We start from the raw sequence: 17548 nt of genomic DNA, 5'->3' as shown, positions 1-17548 counted from the left end.
ACTTCAGAACCAGTGAAGTCAGGATGATCAAGAGATCGCAGAGTGGCTCACTTTTCATCCGCCGTCCGTGGCCCTCGTTTCACCCGTTGCCGAGACAGGGGTCGGACACTCGGGACACCCTGAAAAGGGGCGCGCGCACGGTGACGTGGTGGTCAGCCCAGGATGCCCCATGATCCGGCGTGGCCGCCCGCGCTACCGTCCTGGGCGCGCACCACAGGCTGCGGCCACTTCGCCTCTCGTGCCGGTGACGCGGATTCGAATCCCGCCGCCGACCTCGATCTCTGCCGCCTACGGCCCGAGCCGCCCGCAACAGGGGAACCAGACGGGCGGCTTCGCGGTCATGCCAGAGCCTTCGCACCGCAACCCGGCCGTGCGAAGGCTCCGATAGCACAACAGTCCCCGGTAGTACTGCACGTGTCCTGGAGCTTCAGTCGTCACTGTCACTCCGGTATCGCGCCGGCTTGCCGGGGGCCTACACCACATCCTGTCCAAGTCACTCCGCCGACTAGACGTCCTCATCAACTTTGTGACTCTTCCGGTGTTGTGGCTTATTAACCAGATTAAGCAGGACATGCACCGAGTCAATAGGCTTTGTGCGAAGTTTTCAGCATCCAGCGGGTGAAGGTGCGTGACTGCCCCGAGGGTCCGGTGCGACAGTCACCCGCCAGGCAGGAGCCTGATGCGTCAGAGGTGTGCGCTTGGATGAGCCGGTGACCGTTCATGACGTTGCTCGACACCTGCCCGACATAGCAGTCCTCCGCGAGCACTGCCGCTCCCTGGCCATCCTGGAAGCAGTCCTGAGCCCCGAGTGGGCGTACCGCTGCCACTCCTTCGACGACCACTGGTCCGAGACGGAGTTGATGGCCTCGATGAGGAACGGATCGGGCGACGAGTACTCGATCGTTTTCTCACCCGCCGGCGCCTACGTCCGGGGATTCGCTCACGAATCACCCATGAGCCCCTATGCAGAGGACGGGCCATGGCCCGGAGTGCTCGACGAGGTTCCTGACGTCTTCCGGCCGTACGTCGAGGAGCCGGCGTTCTCGGACGAGGACGGGATGCCTCTCGTCACTGCATGCATGTGGCGAGAGACGGGCGACGACGGCTGGAAAGCAGGGACGATCGACTTCCCCGACGAGGCACCGGAAGATCCGGACGGCGCCGAGTACCTCTTCCACCTGCTGGTGGATCGCTCACCGGAAGCGTTCCAGCGGTGGGCCGAGGACTACTACGAGGTCCCGGTCGACCTGGAGCCCGTTCGTCACGTCTTCTCCTCGCGTCCTCTGACCGAAGAAGTAGTCCGCGCGTTGAACTCGGAGATCGTCCTGGCAGACCTCGTGAAGGACATCACGGAGATCGGCTACCCGATGAGCTGAGACATGGAGCAACGACGAGGCCCCTGGACGCGATGCCAGGGGCCTCGGACGCAGGCAGGGGTGCCTACTCGTACTCGCGCAGCAGGTCCTCTATACGCCGGTTGGCGACGTCCTGCCGTCCGTCGAGGCACTTCGCGTACCGGGTCAACAGCACCTCGACGCTGTTGCCGGCGCGCTCGGCCACCTCGGTCGGGTCGACACCGGCGTTGAGCCACGTCGACAGCGCCGAGTGCCGCAGGTCGTACGGCCGACTCGCCATCGGTGATGCCGCGAGGGCCGGGGGCAGGGCCAGGAGTCGCGCCTCCTGCCACACGCGGTAGTAGGTCGAGGAGGGAACGACGGACCCCTTTTCGCTGAAGAAGAGCCGTCCGTCCTCAGCCGTGCCGAACGTGGCCAGATGCTCGCGCAGCTCCGTCACGAGCTGGGGCGGGATGGGCACACGACGGATGTCTTCACTCGGCCGGTTCTTGAGTCCGCGGTCATCGTGGGTCTCTCCCGAGTCGGTCCACTGCCTCCCAACGGACGGGCGTGTCCGATGGAGCAAAGCCGACCCCCAACCAGACTCGGGGAGGACGAGGTCCGTCTCGACCAGGCCCACCGCTTCCGCAGGCCGAAGGCCACCGAAGTACATCGCCGCAAAGAGCCCAACGAGGCGCCGGCCACGAGCGCGCCGGTATCCCCCTACGTAGGAGACTGCGGTAAGCAGGTTCCGGGCCTGCTCCGGATTGGCTACCACGCGCGGATCGACCTGGTTGGAGACCTTGGGCTTCTGCCACCGGACGGCGGTGATGGGGTTCTCGGAGAGCTCTCCCAAGTCGACCGCATAGTTCACGGCGTTCACGAGTGTTCGCCGCTTGCGCCGCACCGTCTCCGCAGCAGCGGCCGTGCCGTCGAGTTTGAGCTTCAGCGAGTCGAGCACTGCGCGGGCCGTCGCGGGTTCCGCCAGGTCAGCAAGCGGTCGAGATGCTTTCGAAACCCAGTGCAAGACGTTCTGCACGTCCTCCGGAGCTCCCCGATCGCCCGGACTGGGCATAACGAAAGCCCAGTTCCGTAACGCTCGCCGAATTACCTCGTCAGATGGTCGTCCCGGCCGCTCCTCCAGGAGTTCCATGGTGACGCTGGTGAGCGACTCATTGATGCCATCCCGTGTGTTGGGCGCAGCGTGCGGCCACTTCATCGCGAGATATCGGAGAGCGAAGTCGTACCACGACAGAGTGGCCTTCCCCTGCTCCATGGATGCGGGCAGGCCGGATTCCGTGTCGAACTCTTCGCCATCCCGCATGGCCTTCATGACCTTCGCGCGATAGTGGTCGGCCAGAGCCTTGGTTCGGAAGCTGTCGGAGAAGACGTTGCCTGCCACGTACCAGCGGACGCCGTAGGAAGGTGTTTTGGTGTTCCGCTTCCGGACGCCCCAGACCTTCACATCGAGGGATTTCATGCCGCTTCCTCCAACTGCCGCAACCATGTGCTGAAGTCGCTTCGCCAGACACGCAGCTCACCGTTGGGCAGCTTGAACGCGGTCGGTCCGAGCCCCAACTCCCGCCATCGGTAGAACGTCCGACGAGACACCCCACCCAACTCGTTCAGTACCTGGGGCACGGTCATCAGTTCGTCGCGTCGACGGTCCATGTCGGCTCTCCTTCCGTTCCGGGGGCGGGTTCGAGTGATTCGGCGAGCCAGGCCTCGCCTCGGGACAGGCCAGTGCCGGCGAAGACCCAGTGGGCGAGGACGAGCGTGGTTTCGCCGTCCTGCGGAACAGGTGGAGCCGCTTGGGCCCGACGCCAGTCGGCGCGAGCGTCCCGGAGGGCGCCGAGGGTGGTGGAGTAGCGGCGGGATTTGGTGGAGAAGTGGCCACGGAAGCCGAGCATGTGCGCCCACGCCCTCAGGCGGAGGTCTGCCAGTTCGCGGCGGGCGCCCAGTGTCCAGGCGGTGCGGATCAGGCGCCGAGCGTGTTCGGTGATCCGGGCCCCGGCCAGCTCGGCGAGGAAGCGGATCGGCCGGTCCAGGGTGCCGGTCGCCGTCTCGGCGCCCTTGGTGGCGTACTTGGCGATGTACGCCGCTACGGCCCGCTCGGTCAGCTCCTGGCCGTCGTCGAAGTCGGCGGATCGGATCGGGCGAACGTCGAGCTGTCGACCGAAGGTGAAGCGGTGCGCCCGGCAGTCGATCTCCGGTCCGGAAACGTGCGCGGCGGTGGCAGCAGCCCCGATGGCGTCGCTCAGCAGCTCGGCCGTGGCCCAAGCCGGGGGCGAGGTGTCGCCACCCTCGGGACCGTCGATGCGGATGACTGCGTGGAAGTGGACGGCGCCTCGCTTCTGGTACTCGGCCACCTTGGCGAAGGAGAGCCGAGCGTGGTTCCGGAACGCCCTCTGGGTGAGACCGGCACGCTTGGCGACCTCTCGGCGGAGGTAGATCGAGAAACGCCGCCACAGGTCACCGGCGTGCGCGTTCCACAGCACAGCGGCTTCGTAGTCGTAGGTGTCAGGGTCGAGTGGTGTCCCCAGGACGGCATCGCCCTCGTCGTGCCGGATGCCGCAGCGGCAGTCCCGGCCGCCGGACGGGCGGTTGTGGACCGGGCCGAAGCTCGGCGCGGTGAGGGTGGCGAACACGCGCGGGTGAGTAGCGACCTTTTCCGGGGTGCCCTTGCCGCCGCGTAGTCCGGCGGTGATGAGGTGATAGGTGTCGCGGCGGTAGGTCTCGGCGCAGGCCGCGCAACGGGTGGCCCGGCGGTTGTTGCATCGGACGAGCAGTTGGCCGGCGGGCAGGGCGGCGGAGTCGAGGCGGTTCAGGACCCTGCCGATCTCGCCGGTCGTGGTGTCGACCGCGTATTCGGTGCGGTGGCCGTCAAGGCGTACGGGGCGTGTGCAACCGCCCAGGGTGGAGAGTTGGCGGGCCAGCTCGGGCATGGTGCCGAGGGAGGCCAGCATGGAGAGGTCCGCCAGCGGAGGCGGAGTCTGCCGGGTGATGATGGGAGTTCCTTTCGGCTGTTTCAGCGGTTGCGAGGGACGGCCTCGGGGCGGCGGGATGCTTGGCGGCTTGTTGCCGCCCCGGGGCTGGTCAGCGCTGGTTCGTGCCGTTGAGGAGAGAGCGCAGGACCACGGCGGCGATGGCCACGGACACGGCCGAAACGGCGACGGCCGCCAGGAGCGCGGTGAGGACGACTCCGACAACGGCCACGGCGGCGACCGCGGCGACACCCACCCCCACAGACGGGGTGAGCGGGCGGCCGACGGTGCGATCCGGGACGTGAGCTTGCGGGATGTGCGCGGTGATGCTCGGAACGTGCGGAGTGTCGGGCAGCTTGGGGCGGAGCATGGCTGGACTCCTCATCGGTCGGGTTGTCATTCGCGGGTGCCGTTGACGACGTCGACCCCGGAGCGGGTGCCGGACTCGATGGCGGGGGCGAGGAAGGTGTGCGAGAGCCAGAAGCCGAACAGGGCGATCACGACGGCGACCCACAGGCGGATACCGAGGAACTTGATCGCGGCCCAGGCGATGACGCCCAGGACGAAGACGAGCGGCAGAGAGACGGTCATAGGGGTCTCCTCAACGGGCGGGGCAACGGTGGGTGCGGGCGGCCAGTTCTGCGGCGGCCCGGTTGTCGTAGTCCGTGGAGAAGCCGCAGCGCGGAGCCGTACAGGCGGCGGTGTGCTTCTCGCGGCCCCGGCCGTCGTAGTAGGTGCCGACCCGCACGGGACCGATGCGGACGACACCGCGGAAGCGGCGGTTGACGGGCATCAGGGGGTCTCCCTACTGCTGTCGCCGGTGAAGTCGGCGGCGTGTTCGGCGAGCCAGCGCAAGATCTCGTCGCCCTCGTAGCTGTCTGCCGCGAGGATTACCGGCTCGGCGATCAGCACGGCTTCGGTCAGGCGGTTCTGTCGAGTCAGCTCGGCAGCACGCTTCAGCGCGCGGAGCGTGGACGGGCGCACGGGGAGAAGTCCTCCAGGATCAGGTGAGTTGTGTGGCGATCACTTCGGCGAGGGGCATCGGGACGCCGAGCCGTGCGCGAAGCGTCGAGGTGTCGATGGGCGTTCCGGTCCTGGCGCGGTGGTCATCGGCGACCTTCCGGGCGAGCGCGACGAGGGCGGGCGGTACCGGGGAGGGCAAGGCCGACTCTGCTTCGGCGGGGGGAAGTTCCACCGTTGCCGAGAGCGGCGCGGCCTCTGCGGGAGTAGGTTCCGGCCCTGTGATCGTCGAGGGCGGTTCGGATGCCGTCGCACGCGCCCCGTTCGGCTTCGGTGCTCCGTGGGCGAGCAGGGTGCCGCCCAGGAAGGCGACCGCGGGCCAGCCCGCTACGAGGATGCGGAGCCAGGCCGGTACGTCGTCCAGGTCAAGCAGGCCGGCGGTGGCGATGTTGGCACCGAGCGACGCAATGAGCGCAACGAGGAACCAGCACCAACCGGCCGCCTTCGCTTCACCGGAGCGCAGCCGCCGCCAGGCCGCCACCAACAGCAGGTCGACGGAGACCGGGTAGGCCCACGCCTTCCAGCCGTCCTGTCCGGCGGCCAACGCCAGGTCATGCAGATGGGCGAAGGACAGCGCGGCAGCGATCAGTGCTTGGACGAGTACGGCGTCCACGCGTACGGGCAGGGCGCGCACGGCCACTCCTTCCAGTTCAAGGCATGGGTGGGGTAGGGACTTGGCGCGGGACGGCCGCGCCGGCCGTTGGAACGTGAGAGCTACTCGGTGACCATCTGAGGAGTGGCCACGGGGCCGGACTCGTTCACCGGCACGGGCGGGACATACCGCCGGAACGGCGAGAGCGCCGGTACATCCGGAGCGAGGTGCGCCGTCTCGCGGCAGGTGGCCGCAGCATCGGCGAGGGACAGGTACGGGGTGCGGATGCGGGACCAGCCGCCGGACGTGTCGCCGACGACGGCGAGGCCGGGCAGCTCGGGGGCGATGGCGCAGGAGGCCAGGACCGCCTCAGGAGCGATGTCGCCGAGCGCCATCTTGGCGGATGCCTCGTCGTTCACACGGTGACAGACCCGGCCGGTCAGCTGTGCCCGGAGCATGGTCGCTCCCTTGCCCAGCTCGGCCCCGAACCGTTGACCGCAGACCTCCAGGTAGATGCCGGCCGCGCGGCCGAGCTGAGCGAGCCGGATGAGCTGGGTCACCATCTCGTCTCTCCGCTCTTCCTCCCTTTTCGTGGCTACGAGAAAGAGCTCCGCCACTTCGTCGATAAACAGCACGATGGGAGCCGCGCGCTCGCCCTGCGGCAGTCCCCAGATGTCGGAGGTGATCAGCTCTTCCGATGTGCCGGGCGCGATGCCCTGCCGGGCCTTGATCAGGTCATATCGGTCTTCCATTTCCTTGACGAGCACGGGCAGCAGCTCGGCCGCTTGCTCTGGGTCGGTCGCCAGGGCGGAGAGCCGGGCGGCGAAGGGCGCGAGCTCCACCCCGCGCTTGCAGTCGATTCCCACCAGGACCACTGGCTGAGCGGCCAGTCCGGTAAGCAGGTTCCGCAGGAACATGGACTTGCCGGACAGCGTGGCGCCGAGTACGAGTTCATGCGGTACGGCCCTGTAGTCCCGTACGAAGGCAGTCGCGTCCTCCCTCAGAGCCACGGGCACGCAGAGCGGACGGGCGTCGGTCTGGCGAGGCATCCGCACCTTGCGCAGGACGTCGAAGCCGACGAGCCGCAGTTCCACGACACCGGGCTTGACGTCCCGCACGTACACGGCGTGTACACCCCAGGCGTGCCGAAGCCGTTCAGCCGAGGCCGCCACGTCCGCCGGTTCCTGCCCCGGAGCCAGCCTCAGCCGGAGCCGCAGCCCGGTCGAGGTGGGCCGGATCATTCCCCGACGAGGGGGCACCGGCCGGACCTCACGCCGGGTGGTCGCCTTGACGGCCAAGGCCCGTAACCGCGACGGCTCGACCGTCAGGCCGCACGCGTCCATGGTCGAGGAGTACGAGGCCAGCAGCCGGGCCACCGAGATGGGCAGTCCGACCGTGGACCAGTACGCCGCCGGGTGGGCGTGCCGGGCGTAGGCCGCACCGCCTATCGCAGCGAGTCCCCCGCCCAGCTCGGCCCACGTCAACAGGTCCGGCACGCCGATCAGCCCGCCCGCTCCATCGAGAAGGCGCCCGGAGCAACGGCAGTAGCCCGGTAGGCGATGCCGTGCCGCTGCTGCCCGTTGAACACGCTCTGCCAGGGCCGGGCGACGAGACCGGGCAGCGAGACCGGAGCGCCGACGGTCAGGCCGTCCGTCACGCCGCTCTCGGGAATGGTGACCTGGATCAGCGACGACTCGCCCTCGTCGATGTAGACGACGCCGACGGTCATCAGTGCCTCGCCGCTCACGGCGTCCTTGGCGATCTCACCGGTCTGCCGGTCACGCACCTTCGGGGCCGGCGCTTCGGTGAGCAGGATCGTGGCGGTCGAGGCGTCAACGCGGATCACACGCACAGATTTCTCCTTCTGAGTCGAGCCAACCTGCCACCTGACAAGTTGACTTAGCAAGTTCGAAGTTAGAGATGCCAGGTTGACTTGTCAAGTGCGATCGGTGCGGAGATGGGGCCAACTGCCCGTAGATCAGGCTCAGTTCAGACGGTAGGTGTCTTCCAGTTCCTGCCGGTCGGCAGGAAGGAGCACGTCAGAGACCTGCAGCGCCTGCCCGGAAGCGTCACACGCGACGACCAGGACACTGAGGACGGGAACCCCGTCCGAAAGATCCAGAAGCTCGGCTTCGGCAGGCTCGGGCAGTCGGGCGGAGACCCGCTCCGTCACATGGTCGAAGCGGACCTTCTTCCGACCTTCCAGATATGCGCGGGTACTGCCACCCAGCGCTTCGGCACTCTCTAGCTCGGTGCCCTCAACGAGGCCGGCGGGGAAGTACGACGAGACCAGCTCAACTGGTTCGCCGTCCTCCTCGACCAGGAAGCGGCGCATGAGGATCTTGGCCCGCTTGGGCAACCCGAGCACCGAAGCGACTCGCGCCGGAACGGGGATGTAGCCGACCTGGACCAACCGCCCCGGAGCTTGCGACTCGTCACGCGCGAGCGCCGCACTCCCCCGACGGTCCCTCTGCTCGACGACGGCCGGGCGACCCCGCACGATCGTGCCGTACCCCTGCCGGGACTCCAGCCAGCCGTCGCGCTTCAGCAGCTCCAGCGCCCGGACGACGGTCGGCCGGGACATCCCGAAGGTTTGCACCAGTTGGTTCTCACTGGGCACTCGGGTGCCGGGCGCGTACGTGCCGTCCTCGATGCGACGCTGGAGGGTCTGAGCGAGGCGAACGTACTTCGGTGCCTCCACTTCATACGCCATGAATGCCGCCGCCTGTCGAGATTAGCCAAGTCAACTGGTCAACCAGACTAGCGACGATTCCGCCGGCGCAGTACCAGCGGAGCGTATTCCGCTTACGACGGCCAGGCATCGGCCATCTCGAAGGAGACCACCGTTCCGCCGAAGCGACTGGGCCCATGACGCCACGAGTCTGCGATGGAATCGACCAGGAGCAGCCCGCGGCCGTGCGCGTCGTCGGCATCGGGACGCCGCAGCCGCACGTTCGCCGGGAAACCTGGGTTGTGCACCTCGACCCGGAGCGAAGTCCCCTCGCGAAACCACTCCACTCGAACGACCCAGCTGTCGTCGGACCAGCCGTAGGCGATGGCGTTGGTCACCAACTCCGAAATCATCAGCGCACAGTCGTCAACCGAGCAGGCCGGGTCGTACGGCGCGATGAACTTGCGGAACCAGCGCCGGGCCCGAGGCACGGACTCCGCGACGGGGTGCAAGGTCATCGCGCCGAGCCGCGGGGAGTCCTCAGAGGGATAACGGTCGAACATGTAGGCCATCCGTGCTCACTCTCTACCGCTGCCGTCGCAGTCGAGGCAGCGCCGCTTCGATGTGGCACGCGTACGGTCGGCGGCGGCAGCAAGCCCCAGGGTCGTACGCGAGCCGACGCGCTTCCAGCCACGTCCCCGGCAACCCCGGCAAGGTAAGTGCGTGCCCTGATCCGGCCGCTGACTCGTCACACCGTGCCCCCTTCAGATGAAGTGGCCTTAGCCACTTCCTGGATAGTGGCATTAGCCACTTCATCGATGCAAGCGGTTCGCCACAACTGGCTGGCCGTCAGGCGAGGGGGTAGCCCTGCTCGAACGCCCAACGGTGCGGCGGGTAGGTGGCCTCCGCGAACTCAAGCGGCCGATCCTGGAGGTCATAGACGACATGATGGACGACCAAGGCAGCGGATCCAGGGTCGAGTTGGAGATCGGCCGCCTCGTCGGGCGTCACGGTCCGGGCGCACATGCGATCTTCGGCATAGCTTCCCTGGCGTCCCGTCATTTTCTCGACGTACATCAGGGTCCCCTCCTGGATCCGCTCGGGATCCAGAAGCTTCGGGGCCCGCTCTCCAACTTCCGGCCCGAACCACGAGGTGGACAACGTGATGGGTCCGTCCTGGTTGTTGGTCACCCGCCGCCGGTGAACAGCCCGCCGGTCCTTCACCAGGCCCAGCGCCTCAGCGACGTGATCCGGCGCCTCCAGCCAGCCGACCGACGTGATGACCGCGTACTCGCCGGGCGTGTAGATCTTCCCCGTCTGCCGGGCTCGGCCGTACAACTCGCGTGCACGCCGGTTCACTTCCAGGCTCCGCACGTACGTGCCCGAACCCTGCCGCTTCTCGACGAGTCCCTGATGGCTCAGCGCCTCCAGCGATCGAGCCGCCGTCGGCCTGGACACCTTCCAGTCGGCCGCCAGTTGCCGCTCAGAGGGAACCTCGTCCCCCGGGCGCAGGTCACCCCGAAGGATCTGATCGCGGATGAAGTGCGCGATCTGGAGATACTTCGGCTGAGCCTCCTCGATCTTGGGCATGTGCCCTCCTGATGCTGAGCCGCTCGGGCGGCAAAGTGGCTATGGCCTCTAGCCACTATAGGGTGAGTGGTCAAGACCCGACCCCGTACTCTTGGGGCCATGCCGAGGTTGATCGTCGCAGCAGGAGGAGGGGGCGACGCAGTCGCCGCCGCAATGCTTGACGCCGCCCTGTACGGCGAAGACAACGGCCGGGCGGTGATCCTCACGTATGCGTGGGACCGCTTGTTGATCGACCCAGTCCCGGGCCCCCGAGGGCCCGAGAACTTCACCGGCCTTGAACCGATCACCTCAGCGGTATGGAAAGTGCCGGCGGAGGCCCAGCCGATCGCCCCGGCAGGCTCCACTCTCCCCCGGCTTGCGGCGGAGCTCCCGCACACGTTCGCATTGATCGACCCAGGGCACGGCGTCGAGGGCGTCACCCGCCAACTCGAAGAGTTGGTAAGCCACCTGGAGCCAGAGTCGATCGATCTCCTGGACGTGGGCGGCGATGTGCTGGCTCGGGGCGACGAGCCGACGCTGAAGAGCCCACTCGCGGATGCCCTCACGCTGGCAGCATGCGGCCAGGTGAACGCGCCTATCCGGCTGCTGGTCGCGGGACCAGGCTTGGACGGGGAACTTCCACTCGCCGACATCCGTGGCATGCTCGGCCCTGTCGTCCACACCCTCACGGCCAACGATGTGGAGCCGGTCAGGTCCGTCATGGAATGGCACCCGTCCGAGGCGACCGGGATGCTCGTGGCGACGGCCCGAGGAGTACGCGGCACATGCGAGGTCCGGGACGCGGGGCTTCCCATCCCCCTGACCGACGAGGGCCCGACGGTCCACGAAGTCGACCTGGACGAGGCACTGAGCCGTAGTGAGTTGGCCCGCGCGATCATGGCGACGGCCACGTTGAACGAGGTAGAGGCACTGAGCCGCGAGGTGTGCGGTTTCTCGGAGATCGACTACGAGCGCAACAAGGCGCTGTGGCTCAAGAGGCAGCAAGGGGTACAGCTGGACGCCGAGTCAGTGCTGCCCAAACTCGACCAGTTCGAGGCCGAGGCGCGAAGCCGCGGAGTCACCCATACGACGTTCCGCCGACTCACAGAGGTACTGAGCCTCGACGGCACTCAGCGCGAGGCCCTGCGTCAGCTGCTCATCAACAGTCGGCCGGAGCAGTACACGCCCCCGCTATGGCGCATCTCAGAAGGCGCCTGAGTAACAACCTTCTTCACGGGTTCAAGGCGGCTCGCTCCGCTCGCCGCGCGCGGCCCCGGCTCGCCGCCGGGCCCGACGCTCCAGTCTCCGCCCCGCTCCGGGCCCGGCTACGCCGGCCGCGCTGCTGAGCGAGCAACGCCAGATACGCGAGACGGTAGCCCGCTGTGGCTGGGGCGGTCGGCTCCGCGGCTTTACGCAGCCACCATGGGGCGAGCCTCGAAGATCGGGGCCCACATCGGGCTATTGCGGGCAGGTCAGGAGACTGCCCGATTCGCGGCCAGCGTACGGGCCCCGATCTCTCGCCCCATGGCAGCTCCAGCCCAAAGCCGCGACACCGACCTCGGGACTGCAAGCGGGCGACGCATTCCCCGCTGCCTAAGAGCGTGGGACTTCGATGCCGTCCAGCAAGGCGACGGCCACGTCCACTGCGTCGTGCAGACGATAGTTCGTTGCTGACCTGATCACCTTCACAGCCTCACGTTCCTTGTGGGCCTGCATGAGTCGCCGCGCCTCACGCTGTGCCTCGTCTGGAACAGGCAGCTTGCGAGCACGTTCTGGCAGGGGACGCATCCATAGCGGCAGACCATCCCGGTGCGTTCTTTCTTCCCTGGATCTCCGCTGGAACCCGAACAACACAACCCCCTAAGTCAGTGGCTGAACGCTACAGCGCTGGGTCGGCTCTGGGCCGCCCGCGGTCAGCCTCCGCGTGCAAGGTCGACCAATGGCCCACCCGGCCGAGGCGTGCCCCCTGCGTGCCCGATCAGAGGGAGATGAGCGGGGAACCACGGGGAATCAGGGCGCCGCAACCACTTCCCCGCAGGTCAGCGACCTCCCAGCTCAGCAGGCGTCCGCATACGAGATCTTCCAAACTAGTGCTCTAGGACCCATGCGCAAGCGCTTGTCTGGGCCAGGAAGACTCCGCCCTGTGCAGCTCACGTGGCTCTCGGCGAGACACGCGGCGCTCAGGGAAAACACCTCTTAGACGCCCTGGCGAGGGTTTCAGCGATTTCGCGCCTCCGGGCTCTATCCGGCTTGTCGGTTTCACACTGAATAAGGGCATGGGCGATCCCGGCTGGGGGATCATCGGGCACTGGATCGTTGACTATCCCAGCTCCGCATGATCGAGGCGCAGCCGCAGCAAACCCGAAAACCTGTTGCCCCTCCTTTCGCACAACTGCTTCCGGGCCAAGCCCACAATCACCCAGGACTGCACTCCGGTATGCCGAGATCCCGTCTTCGTCCCATTGAAACGCCGTACGAGTGGGGGAACGTTCACCTGTGAGCAAATCCGGAACCAAGAAGTCGGGCTTATCCGGAATTCGTCGATAAATGATTTCCTCGTCAGATATAGACGCATCATCCCAGCCCAACACTCCCCCTCACACGCAGTTACGAGAATAGCGCTTTCCATCCCGGATTTACGGCCCAAATTCGAGAAGAAAGAACTGCGAGCGCCCTACGCACTTCAGCGTAACCGACCCCCTTATCCCCCAGCTCTCCCTCGAATCTCATCAACCCGTCGATGTCAACGTAGCGCACATAAGGGGATTCATTCGGGATGAACTCGAGCTCCAGTCGCTCGACCCCAGCTCGCCACTCAAAAAGGACAGAGCCCTCCTCGCCCGGCGTCACAAAGGGGTAGATGGTTCGGAAGTCAGCGATTCGATCCATGGTTCGATACGCGTGCCGCGTTACGGCTTGACCGACCGGTCCGCCGCCCGCACCATCCCAGTCCAGAGGCAGTTTCCTCAGCTCATGCAGCTTTTCACTGACGTAGCTCTGAACCTCCAGCTTGCTCTCAACCTCGCGCTCCCCAGCAAGGCGCTGCTCATGGGAACTCCCTGCGGACCGAGACCGACGAATCAACCACAGGCCGGCACTCGGACGCGGCTTCGAGTGGGAGCCAAGCGATGAGAAAAGATCTTGACGTTGAACACTGTAGGTTGTCACGAAATCTCGCCCCACCCTTCCCGCATCGCACTACTCGTGACTTCACGAAATGCCGCCATCAGAACGTCATGCGCGGAATCAAGCATTTCTACGTAGTTGGAGCTATCGTCGACCTCCGCTTCCGCATCCAGCGAGAGTGCCGAACTTTCGACAATCTCCCCGTTCACGGAGTCACCGCCAGCCGAATCCACACCAATAAGGACAGCGACTTTATCGTTCAATTCCGACTCGTGATAGTGCACACGAAAGCCACAATAGTCGGGATTCCTAAAGGGGAATGAAGCCTCGCTGGACCACCCACTAAGCACCCCTGCCATGGCGCTCTGCGCCGAAATGCCGGACAGATGGTTGACGTACTGCACATCCGCGCGCCTCACCACTGGCGCGGCACCAGAAGCGTCATGTGCAAGCTTCGAATACTGAGAGAACTTCTCAAGAAGCTCAGCCTTCAAAGCCTCAAATCCGGGATAGTCCTGCGACTCCTCCCCGAAAGTCCAGCTGAGCAAGAATCGGTCCTGCTGAAATCTTATATTCCTGTCGCCGGATTCAGTGGAGAAGGTGCACAAGCCCATCGGCCACGAGAGACCGGAGCGAACGAACTCGACGGCGTCACGGTCCGAGGGGCTCCACGGGGGCAGGGGCGCAACCTCTTGGAGGAGTGGGTAGTGAGCCCGCCAGTCGACTCGAAGCGGCGCTAGGTCCAGCGTCTGCAACTTGGGCATTGGCTGCAGCATCAGCGCTAGCGTCACTTCACGCACAGGTGGACGCTCGAAGCGCAACGTATCAGTCATTTGACCTCCCCCTCGCCTCAGGCTACCCGGAAGCATCGATCCAAGAACAGACGCTTATACGGCCAGGATGCGGGCTTGGTTCATCATCAAGGCCGTTTTGTTCGAGTATGCCCTTTTCTTTCACTCGGATGGGTCTAGTTGGACGCGGAGTGACCACTGCACCGGCATCCCGGCTCCGGCAGCGAGGACCGAGCCAGTCCGGACGGGATCACAGGGCGGCTGCAAGTTCCGGGGTCGTGCAGCTGGTCGGGTTGTGACCGGTTGGGGCGCATAGCAGAGCAGGCACGGGCTTCGTGATCATTGTGGTGTCTAAGCCAGATGATCACGAGGTGGCCCGTGCCTGCTGCTGCATCCTCTCCCATCCCTGCCGTGCTGGTGAAACTGGGGCCGCTGGACACCGGCCGGATCGCCGACCTGCGCCCCTACTTCGACTCGGTGCCCGACCCGCGCGCACGGCGGGGCCGCTGGTACTCACTCACAGCGATCCTGCTGGTGTGTGCCTGCGCGGCCGTCTCGGGAGCGAGGAGCATCGATGAACTCGCCGAGTGGGGTCAGCGTGCTTCGAGCGCACTCCTGACAGTGATCGGGATCCGCCGCCACCTGCTCAGATGGCGGCGCACTCCGGCGCCGGCCACGATCGGCCGTGTGCTGGGGGCTGTTGACGGTGACGCCCTGGACCGGGCGGTCGGCGCCTACCTGGCCGACCGGCACCGTGCCGCCACCGAACCCTCCCCGGCGCCGTCGCCCTCCGCGTCCGGGCGGTCGCGCGCGATCGCCGTCGACGGCAAAGCACTCAAGGGATCAGCCCGCCTTACCGCGACGCGCCGGCATCTGCTCTCCGCGGTCACTCACGGCACTGTCGTGACTCTCGCCCAGGTGGAGGTCGGCGCGAAGACCAACGAAACCACACACTTCCGGCCGCTGCTGGCGCCGCTGGACCTGACCGGCACCGTCGTCACATTCGACGCCCTGCACTCGGTCAAGGCGAACATCTCCTGGCTGGTCGAGGCCAAGAAGGCCCACTACATCGCCGTGATCAAGACCAACCAGCCCACCGCCTACGCCCAACTCGCCGCTCTGCCCTGGCAGTCCATCGCAGTCCAGCACACCGCCTCCGAGACCGGGCACGGACGCCGCGAGTCCCGCTCGATCAAGACGTGCGGGATCGCCGACGAACTCGGCGGAATCGCTTTTCCCCACGCCCGCCTGGCCATCCGCGTCCACCGCCGCCGCAAGCAGACCGGCCGGCGTGAGACCCGTGAGAGTGTCTACGCCGTCACCAGCCTCGACGCCCATCAAGCCGGGCCCGCCGACCTGGCCGCCGCGATCCGCGGCCACTGGGGAGTGGAGAACTCCTCGCACCACATCAGGGATGTCACCTTCGCCGAGGACGCCTCCACCGTCCACGCCGGGACCGCACCACGGGCCATGGCGACCCTCCGCAACCTCGCCATCGGCGTGCTGAAAACCCTCGGAGCCGACAACATCGCCAAGACCACCCGGGCGATCCGCGACGAGCCCCAACGAGCACTCCCCATCCTGGGCATCACCAACGATCCGGACAGCTACGGAACTTGATCAAGCCCTGACGGGATCAGGGACGAGGCCACCCCGAGTCTCGTGTCCCGAGCCGTGCTCGATATTCAAGGGAATCACAACCAATTGCGGGTGCTGGAGCAGGCTTCTGAGCTGCCCTCCAGCTTCCGTCAAGCCTGGTCCGGAGCCAGGACAGGCCGGGGAAGCGCGGTGATTCGCAAGCTCAGACCTCAGGGCCGGTAAGGCAGCGGGATCTCGTGCGCTGCCAGCGCAGCGGAGTAGCGCGCGACCAACGCGTCAAGGTCCGCCAGGAGAAGGCCGGCGGTCTCGCGGGCCTCAGCCATGTCGCCCTGGTCGAATGCCTCCACCACTTCAGCGACGTCGCTGCGGAGGATGGAAAGAGAGTCACCCAAGATCAGTACACCGGGGAAGCGGCGACCGGGCAGGCGCACCACTGCGTTGTTGCCACCATCCGTGAACAGCTCAGCCTCGACACGCTGCATGCGGCCATCCAACCTGACATCTGTCGACGGTCAGGCAATTCCCCATCCCGAACGTCACGTAATGGGCCAAGGGGACGGTGACGCCGCGACCGCCGTGGACATGGGGGCGGCGACCGTGCGTCGAGATCCCCAGGGCGCCACAGGTTCCCGGGCCGCCCGATAGCCAGACTTCGTTCAGGCTGGTCAGGGCTGTCCAGGGTGGCCGCAAGGCCAGCGCGGAGCGCCGCCGAAGGCGCCCTTGACCGACCGGTCCAGCCGCACACCAGGTGACATCAACGGCGGCGGACAGACCCGGCGTTGAGCGGCCGTGAACGGTCGTGCCCCAGGCGGTCAAGTGCTCCCCAAAGCCCGTCCGCTCGAACTTACAAAGCAAGTGTCAGCCCTCTGGCCCGGCTCGAACGGAGCTGGCCCCCTCCACAACGGGCCGATACTGCGGGTCTACAGCTGCCGGCCGACGCAGTCAGGACGATCGTAGGGCAGTGCCGAGTGCGGGTCAGCGACCGTCTCCGCGCCGCGCTCGGCGTAGTGGTAGGCGCGGCCTACTGGGTCCGGGCTCGGGCAGCAGGGCCACGGATCCTGCTTGCCCTCGCCTCCGCAGCGGGGTGGTCTGCTGGGGGCGGGACATGCGTGCTGCCGTATCTAAGAGGGCGGTATGTGACGTGATGCCGTATCTGTCGTCACCGGAACGTGTGTGACCGCGATGTCGGGGCTGACCAGAGGGCCCGGCCGTGCTGGAGTGTCATCCGTGAGCGACCGCCAGCCCTACAAGACCGACTTATCCGACGAGCGCTGGTCGTTGATCGAGCCTGTGATCACCGCCTGGAAGGCCCGGCACCGCTCCGTCAGCGGCCATCAGGGCAGGTACGAGATGCGGGAGATCGTCAACGCCCTGCTGTACCAGTCCCGCACCGGCTGCCAGTGGGACCTGCTCCCGCACGACTTCCCGCCGTCCGGGGCGGTGAAGTACTACTTCTACGCCTGGCGCGACGACGGCACGGACAAGACCATCCATGACCTGCTGCGCTGGCAGGTGCGGGAGAGGCGGGGCCGATTAGCCGACCCCAGCCTGGTGGCCATCGACACCCAGAGCCTGCACGCCGCCGCCGGGGTCCCGGCCTCAACGACGGGCCGGGATGCGGGCAAGAAGGTGCCGGGCCGCAAGCGGGGACTGGCCGTTGACGTGCTGGGCCTGGTGATCGCGGTGGTGGTGCTGGCTGCCTCCGCCCACGACAACACCGCCGGCACGATGCTGCTGGATCGGGTCGCCGCGGCCACCGAGCCGGGAAGCGTGAAGAAGGCCCTGGTCGACCAGGGATTCAAGAACACCGTCGTCGAGCACGGGAAGCAGGTGGGCATCGAGATCGAGGTGGTCCAGCGCAA

The 17548-nt window shown here is 66.7% G+C and carries 19 protein-coding genes; 4 read left to right on the top strand and 15 right to left on the bottom strand.

Annotation, left to right across the window (positions count from 1 at the left end; all coding sequences use genetic code 11):
• Window positions 1–710: 710 nt before the first annotated feature.
• Window positions 711–1376, top strand: coding sequence for a hypothetical protein (locus tag ACFV9O_RS36585; RefSeq protein ID WP_385426316.1), 666 nt, complete (start codon window positions 711–713; stop codon window positions 1374–1376).
• 64 nt (window positions 1377–1440) lie between these two features.
• Here the strand turns inward: ACFV9O_RS36585 and ACFV9O_RS36580 are convergent, their stop codons facing one another.
• From ACFV9O_RS36580 to ACFV9O_RS36520, 13 genes are all read right to left on the bottom strand, one after another.
• Window positions 1441–2814 (bottom strand): tyrosine-type recombinase/integrase, encoded by a 1374-nt coding sequence (locus ACFV9O_RS36580; protein ID WP_385426313.1) that lies wholly within the window; start codon window positions 2812–2814, stop codon window positions 1441–1443.
• On the bottom strand, window positions 2811–3005 hold the full coding sequence (locus tag ACFV9O_RS36575; RefSeq protein ID WP_385426310.1) for a helix-turn-helix transcriptional regulator: 195 nt from the start codon (window positions 3003–3005) through the stop codon (window positions 2811–2813). The genes ACFV9O_RS36580 and ACFV9O_RS36575 overlap by 4 nt, the downstream gene beginning before the upstream one ends.
• Complete coding sequence (locus tag ACFV9O_RS36570) at window positions 2981–4300, bottom strand: replication initiator (RefSeq protein ID WP_385426307.1); 1320 nt, start codon at window positions 4298–4300, stop codon at window positions 2981–2983. Before ACFV9O_RS36570 ends, ACFV9O_RS36575 begins: the two co-directional genes overlap by 25 nt.
• A gap of 130 nt (window positions 4301–4430) precedes the next feature.
• Window positions 4431–4688: a SpdD protein gene (locus ACFV9O_RS36565; RefSeq protein ID WP_385426304.1), complete on the bottom strand. Its 258-nt coding sequence runs from the start codon at window positions 4686–4688 to the stop codon at window positions 4431–4433.
• 26 nt (window positions 4689–4714) lie between these two features.
• Complete coding sequence (locus ACFV9O_RS36560; protein WP_351223068.1) at window positions 4715–4909, bottom strand: hypothetical protein; 195 nt, start codon at window positions 4907–4909, stop codon at window positions 4715–4717.
• A gap of 10 nt (window positions 4910–4919) precedes the next feature.
• Window positions 4920–5111 carry a mobile element transfer protein gene (locus ACFV9O_RS36555; RefSeq protein ID WP_385426301.1) on the bottom strand — a complete coding sequence of 64 codons (192 nt, stop codon included), beginning with the start codon at window positions 5109–5111 and terminating at the stop codon, window positions 4920–4922.
• Window positions 5111–5302 (bottom strand): hypothetical protein, encoded by a 192-nt coding sequence (locus tag ACFV9O_RS36550; protein ID WP_385426298.1) that lies wholly within the window; start codon window positions 5300–5302, stop codon window positions 5111–5113. The genes ACFV9O_RS36555 and ACFV9O_RS36550 overlap by 1 nt, the downstream gene beginning before the upstream one ends.
• 19 nt (window positions 5303–5321) lie before the next feature.
• Window positions 5322–5972, bottom strand: coding sequence for a DUF2637 domain-containing protein (locus ACFV9O_RS36545; RefSeq protein ID WP_385426295.1), 651 nt, complete (start codon window positions 5970–5972; stop codon window positions 5322–5324).
• 80 nt (window positions 5973–6052) lie between these two features.
• Window positions 6053–7426, bottom strand: a complete 1374-nt coding sequence (locus tag ACFV9O_RS36540; protein ID WP_385426292.1) for an FtsK/SpoIIIE domain-containing protein — start codon at window positions 7424–7426, stop codon at window positions 6053–6055.
• A 5-nt stretch (window positions 7427–7431) separates the two neighbouring features.
• On the bottom strand, window positions 7432–7782 hold the full coding sequence (locus ACFV9O_RS36535) for a hypothetical protein (RefSeq protein ID WP_351223058.1): 351 nt from the start codon (window positions 7780–7782) through the stop codon (window positions 7432–7434).
• Window positions 7783–7914: 132 nt separating this feature from the next.
• A complete protein-coding gene (locus ACFV9O_RS36530) occupies window positions 7915–8643 on the bottom strand; it encodes a GntR family transcriptional regulator (RefSeq protein ID WP_385426289.1) in 729 nt (242 codons plus the stop codon).
• A 92-nt stretch (window positions 8644–8735) separates the two neighbouring features.
• Window positions 8736–9173, bottom strand: coding sequence for an ATP-binding protein (locus ACFV9O_RS36525; protein ID WP_385426285.1), 438 nt, complete (start codon window positions 9171–9173; stop codon window positions 8736–8738).
• A gap of 277 nt (window positions 9174–9450) precedes the next feature.
• On the bottom strand, window positions 9451–10191 hold the full coding sequence (locus tag ACFV9O_RS36520) for a GntR family transcriptional regulator (protein ID WP_385426282.1): 741 nt from the start codon (window positions 10189–10191) through the stop codon (window positions 9451–9453).
• A 99-nt stretch (window positions 10192–10290) separates the two neighbouring features.
• On the opposite strand from ACFV9O_RS36520, the gene ACFV9O_RS36515 reads away from it, so the two are divergent.
• Window positions 10291–11388, top strand: coding sequence for a DUF1152 domain-containing protein (locus ACFV9O_RS36515; RefSeq protein ID WP_385426279.1), 1098 nt, complete (start codon window positions 10291–10293; stop codon window positions 11386–11388).
• A gap of 1946 nt (window positions 11389–13334) precedes the next feature.
• On the opposite strand, the gene ACFV9O_RS36510 is transcribed toward ACFV9O_RS36515, so the two are convergent.
• On the bottom strand, window positions 13335–14129 hold the full coding sequence (locus tag ACFV9O_RS36510; RefSeq protein WP_385426277.1) for a TIGR04255 family protein: 795 nt from the start codon (window positions 14127–14129) through the stop codon (window positions 13335–13337).
• Between the two features lie 369 nt (window positions 14130–14498).
• Here ACFV9O_RS36510 and ACFV9O_RS36505 point away from each other — a divergent pair, with 369 nt between their 5' ends.
• Window positions 14499–15707 carry an ISAs1 family transposase gene (locus ACFV9O_RS36505; protein ID WP_385426274.1) on the top strand — a complete coding sequence of 403 codons (1209 nt, stop codon included), beginning with the start codon at window positions 14499–14501 and terminating at the stop codon, window positions 15705–15707.
• Between the two features lie 188 nt (window positions 15708–15895).
• On the opposite strand, the gene ACFV9O_RS36500 is transcribed toward ACFV9O_RS36505, so the two are convergent.
• Window positions 15896–16168: a DUF6959 family protein gene (locus tag ACFV9O_RS36500; protein ID WP_385426272.1), complete on the bottom strand. Its 273-nt coding sequence runs from the start codon at window positions 16166–16168 to the stop codon at window positions 15896–15898.
• A gap of 745 nt (window positions 16169–16913) precedes the next feature.
• Between ACFV9O_RS36500 and ACFV9O_RS36495 the strand changes: the two genes are divergently transcribed.
• Window positions 16914–17548, top strand: a 635-nt coding sequence (locus ACFV9O_RS36495) for an IS5 family transposase (protein WP_385426269.1), incomplete at its 3' end; no start/stop codon positions are given.

This window comes from Streptomyces sp. NPDC059909, assembly GCF_042730885.1.
In the GTDB taxonomy this organism is placed as follows: Bacteria; Actinomycetota; Actinomycetes; order Streptomycetales; family Streptomycetaceae; genus Streptomyces.
The sequence above is the reverse complement of the archived record's forward strand: the minus strand, read 5'-3'. Positions and strand labels throughout refer to the sequence as shown.

Excerpts from the sequence above, each read along its gene's own strand:
- ACFV9O_RS36500 (WP_385426272.1), bottom strand. The coding sequence starts at position 16,168 with ATGCAGCGTGTCGAGGCTGAGCTGTTCACGGATGGTGGCAACAACGCA.
- ACFV9O_RS36580 (WP_385426313.1), bottom strand. The coding sequence starts at position 2,814 with ATGAAATCCCTCGATGTGAAGGTCTGGGGCGTCCGGAAGCGGAACACC.
- ACFV9O_RS36555 (WP_385426301.1), bottom strand. The coding sequence starts at position 5,111 with ATGCCCGTCAACCGCCGCTTCCGCGGTGTCGTCCGCATCGGTCCCGTG.
- ACFV9O_RS36570 (WP_385426307.1), bottom strand. The coding sequence starts at position 4,300 with ATGCTGGCCTCCCTCGGCACCATGCCCGAGCTGGCCCGCCAACTCTCC.
- ACFV9O_RS36520 (WP_385426282.1), bottom strand. The coding sequence starts at position 10,191 with ATGCCCAAGATCGAGGAGGCTCAGCCGAAGTATCTCCAGATCGCGCAC.
- ACFV9O_RS36515 (WP_385426279.1), top strand. The coding sequence starts at position 10,291 with ATGCCGAGGTTGATCGTCGCAGCAGGAGGAGGGGGCGACGCAGTCGCC.
- ACFV9O_RS36565 (WP_385426304.1), bottom strand. The coding sequence starts at position 4,688 with ATGCTCCGCCCCAAGCTGCCCGACACTCCGCACGTTCCGAGCATCACC.
- ACFV9O_RS36575 (WP_385426310.1), bottom strand. The coding sequence starts at position 3,005 with ATGGACCGTCGACGCGACGAACTGATGACCGTGCCCCAGGTACTGAAC.
- ACFV9O_RS36510 (WP_385426277.1), bottom strand. The coding sequence starts at position 14,129 with ATGACTGATACGTTGCGCTTCGAGCGTCCACCTGTGCGTGAAGTGACG.
- ACFV9O_RS36530 (WP_385426289.1), bottom strand. The coding sequence starts at position 8,643 with ATGGCGTATGAAGTGGAGGCACCGAAGTACGTTCGCCTCGCTCAGACC.
- ACFV9O_RS36560 (WP_351223068.1), bottom strand. The coding sequence starts at position 4,909 with ATGACCGTCTCTCTGCCGCTCGTCTTCGTCCTGGGCGTCATCGCCTGG.
- ACFV9O_RS36525 (WP_385426285.1), bottom strand. The coding sequence starts at position 9,173 with ATGGCCTACATGTTCGACCGTTATCCCTCTGAGGACTCCCCGCGGCTC.